Annotated in this window: 4 protein-coding genes; 2 read left to right on the top strand and 2 right to left on the bottom strand. The window is 73.5% G+C overall.

The features are described 5' to 3' along the window. Nucleotides 1–929: FAD-dependent oxidoreductase (locus FNH09_RS45195; protein WP_152895684.1), on the top strand; the 929-nt coding region annotated here is incomplete at its 5' end. Between the two features lie 24 nt (nucleotides 930–953). On the opposite strand, the gene FNH09_RS45190 is transcribed toward FNH09_RS45195, so the two are convergent. Together FNH09_RS45190 and FNH09_RS45185 are read right to left on the bottom strand one after the other, a co-directional pair. Continuing rightward, nucleotides 954–1733 (bottom strand): cache domain-containing protein, encoded by a 780-nt coding sequence (locus tag FNH09_RS45190; protein ID WP_152895683.1) that lies wholly within the window; start codon nucleotides 1731–1733, stop codon nucleotides 954–956. Nucleotides 1734–1766: 33 nt separating this feature from the next. After that, on the bottom strand, nucleotides 1767–2504 hold the full coding sequence (locus FNH09_RS45185) for a FadR/GntR family transcriptional regulator (RefSeq protein WP_338017875.1): 738 nt from the start codon (nucleotides 2502–2504) through the stop codon (nucleotides 1767–1769). A gap of 112 nt (nucleotides 2505–2616) precedes the next feature. On the opposite strand from FNH09_RS45185, the gene FNH09_RS45180 reads away from it, so the two are divergent. Beyond that, nucleotides 2617–3684 (top strand): ABC transporter ATP-binding protein, encoded by a 1068-nt coding sequence (locus FNH09_RS45180; protein ID WP_152895682.1) that lies wholly within the window; start codon nucleotides 2617–2619, stop codon nucleotides 3682–3684. Nucleotides 3685–3763 lie beyond the last annotated feature (79 nt).

Genomic DNA, 3763 nt, shown 5'->3' with positions numbered 1-3763 from the left:
GCCCCCGCCACCTCGGCGATCTGCGTCCCGGACGCCTCGCGGGACCGCGCGACCTGCTCGCCCTGGGCGCGCTCTCGGCCCGCGACCTGCTCGCCCCCGTACGGCTGCTCAAGCGCGGCGAGGACCGCACCACCCGGACCGCGCTGGCGGCGGCCGGCTTCTCCGAGGAGTTCGTCGAGCGGTTCTTCCGCCCCTTCCTCTCCGGCGTCTTCCTGGAGGACGAACTGGAGACCTCCGCGCGCTTCTTCCACCTCGTCTGGCGCAGCATGCTGCGCGGCAACCTCTGTCTGCCGGCGGAGGGGATCGGCGCGGTGCCACGCCTGCTCGCGGACGCGCTGCCCGCGGGGACCGTACGCCTGGAGCGGGCGGTGGCCGCTCTGACGGACGACGGCGTCGAACTCGTCACGGGGGCCGAACTCCCGGCCCGCGCCGTGGTGGTGGCCACCGGTCCCGGCCCGGCCGCCGTGCTGCTGCCGGGGCTCGACGTGCCCGCGTACCGCGTGGTGACGACGTACTACCACGTCGGCGCGCGCTCCCCGCTCGCCGAGCCCACACTGCTCACCGACACCCGCGGACGGTTCCTGAACACCTGCGTCCTCACCGAGGTCGTACCCGGATACGCGCCCGCCGGCCTGTCCCTGATCGCCACCTCGGTGCTCGGCGAGGACACCCCGGGCCGCGAGCGCGCGGTCCGCGAGGCGCTCGGCGACGCGTACGGCGCCGACAGCGACGGCTGGGACCTGCTGACCTCGCGCACCGTGCGCGACGCGCTGCCGGTCATGACACCCCCGCAGCCGCTCGGCCGCACGGCCCGGGTCGCTCCCGGACGGTACGTGTGCGGCGACCACCGGGCCACCGGGTCCGTCCAGGGAGCCCTGGCGTCGGGGGCGCGCGCGGCCCGCGAGGTGGCCCGGGACCTCGGCCGGTAGGCGGCCGGAGGGCGGGGTTTTTGGTCAGGCGGTGGGGGTGACCAGCAGCAGCGAGGTCTCCCCGCAGGGGAACAGGGCGAGCCCGCCCTGCGCCGTGGGCAGGGCCGCACCGGCGTGCAGAGCGGCGAAGTCGAACCCCTTGGTGAGCGAGCCGACGAGGTGGTGGGGGTCGGTCGAGGCCGCCACCCGGCCGCGCGCGTTGACCAGCCGGGCCGGTGCGGGCAGGCGCCGCAGCAGCGGGGCGACGGTCGCCTCGAAGTGGCGCAGGTACACGTCCGCGGCGGCGACTCCCGCGAAGCGGCCTTCGGAGACGACCGGCAGGGAGAACGTGAGGCTGTACTCGTCCGAGCACAGGTAGTCGACATACGGGCCGGCGACGATACGACGGCCGGTGTCGTGCGGGTGCGCGTACCACTCCCAGTGCGTGTAGTCGGCGTACGGCGAGTCCGAGCCCTCCAGATCGAGCAGCAGCGGCGTGACCTGTCCGGCGGCGTCCGCCTGCCACCACTCCAGCAGGGTGTCGGTGTCCGCCAGCAGCCCGGGGGCGGCGACGAAGCCGAGCCCGGAGACCAGACCGCCCTGCCGCAGCCGGCTGGTCAGATGAGGCCGGAGCGCGGCGAGATCGGCCGAGAGGGGGCGGCGGCCCTCGGCGGCCACCGCGGCCAGCCGCGCGGTGCAGACCGCCCTGGTCTGCGCGACCGTGTCGAAGACCCGCTCCACCACGTCACGGACGGCGTCGGAGAGGTCGTCGAGGAGCGCCCGGTCGATCCCGGCCAGGGTCGTGGCCGGGAGGCTGCTGACCATCTGAGTCCTCCTCGGGCCGCAGCCTCGTCGCCGTCACAGTGTCCGCAGGCGCAGCTCCACGAGGTGTGCCATGGAGGCCCGGACGCACTCCTCCATCAGGGCACGCGCCTGGTCGCCCGCCCCATTCTGTAGGGCGCAGATTACGTCATGGTGACGACGCGTGACATCTTCCGCATAGGAGTTGTCGGCGAGGACCAGGCACATCAGGGCGCCGGCCTCGGCCTGGAGCGAGATCGCCGCCCGGGTCAGCCGCGCGGACTGGGCCGCCGCGGCCGCCTCGACATGGAACCGGCCGTAGATCCGCGCCCGTTCCGCGGGTTCGCGGGCCTGCCGCAGGGCCTGGAGCGAGCGCTGCATCGGTACGAGGTCGCCGGGCTCGGTGCGCTGGGCCGCCAGGTGGGCCGCGGCCCCCGAGACGGCCGCCCAGTGGTCACCCAGGTCCCGCAGTTCCTCGGTGCTCCAGTCGGCCAGTTGCTCGTGCAGGCGTTCGGCGGGCGGCGCGGCGGGCAGCGTCACGAAGCTGCCGCCGCCGCGGCCCCGCCGGGTGGTGAGCAGTCCGCGGGTCCTGAGGGTGACGAGCGCCTCGCGCAGGGTCACGGTCGAGACGCCGAGCAGGGAGGCCAGTTCCAGCTCCCCGGGCAGCTGCTCACCGTCCTCCAGCAGACCGAGCTCGATGGCGTTGCCCAGCCGTCGGACGACGACGTCGACCCGCGCCTGCGAGTCCACGGGCACGAAGACAGCCCTGCGCGCTCCATGTGTCTCCTGCTGCACAGCCACCACCCCTAACCACTTGGATCACTCTTTACCCTAACGAGCCCTTGAGTTTTGAACTATGACTTCATATCTTTCGCTGCAACGCTCGACCACGCAGAAAGGTTCCCGAATGGGAAGCAACGCCATCCGGCTCCAGGGCGTACGCAAGTCCTTCGGCCAGACGGAGGTCGTCTCCGGGGTCGACCTCCGGATCGCGGACGGGGAGTTCTTCTCCCTGCTCGGCCCCTCCGGCTCGGGCAAGACCACGGTTCTGCGCATGATCGCCGGATTCGAGGAGCCCACCGGCGGCGTCATCGAGCTCGCCGGGCAGGACGTCACCCGCCGCGCCCCGTTCGAGCGGGACGTCCACACGGTCTTCCAGGACTACGCGCTCTTCCCGCACATGACTGTGTTGGAGAACGTCGCCTACGGCCTGAAGGTCCGCAAGGTCGCCAAGGCCGAGCGGCTCGTGCGGGCCCGCAAGGCCCTCGCCGAGGTCCGCCTCGACGGCTTCGGCGACCGGCGCCCCGCCCAGCTCTCCGGCGGTCAGCGCCAGCGCGTCGCCCTGGCCCGCGCCCTCGTCGGCCGCCCCCGGGTGCTGCTGCTCGACGAACCCCTCGGCGCCCTCGACCTCAAGCTGCGCGAGCAGATGCAGACCGAACTGAAGGCGATCCAGCGGGAGGTCGGCATCACCTTCGTGTTCGTCACCCACGACCAGGAGGAGGCCCTGACGATGAGCGACCGCATCGCCGTCTTCCACCAGGGCCGCATCGAACAGGTCGGCACCCCGGCCGAGATCTACGAACGGCCCGCGACCCCCTTCGTCGCCTCGTTCGTCGGCACCTCGAACCTGCTGGAGGGGGACACCGCCCGGCAGATCGTCGGCGCCCCCGGCACCTACAGCATCCGCCCCGAGAAGATACGGGTCCTCGCCGCGGACCCGGTCGGGACCGATGCGGCCGGCGACTCCGCCGGGGCCGACGCGGCCGAGTACTCCTCGGCCGTCGGGACCGTCGCCGAGGTCGTCTACCTGGGCGACGCGACCCGCCTCCTCGTCGACCTCGACGCCGGCGGACGTCTCACCGCCGTCCAGCAGAACCTCGACACCTCCTCCGAGGACGTCGCCGCCTACCGCGGCAGCCGCGTCCGCCTCCAGTGGCGCCGCCGCCACGCCTTCCAGCTCCCCGACCGGCCCTGACCTCCGGCCCCGACCCGGCACCGGCCTCGGGCACCGCCCGGCCCTGAGCCCCGGCACCCCCGGCTCCCACCTCACCGCC

The organism is Streptomyces adustus (assembly GCF_009377175.1).
Classification (GTDB): Bacteria; Actinomycetota; Actinomycetes; order Streptomycetales; family Streptomycetaceae; genus Streptomyces; species Streptomyces adustus.
The sequence above is the reverse complement of the archived record's forward strand: the minus strand, read 5'-3'. Positions and strand labels throughout refer to the sequence as shown.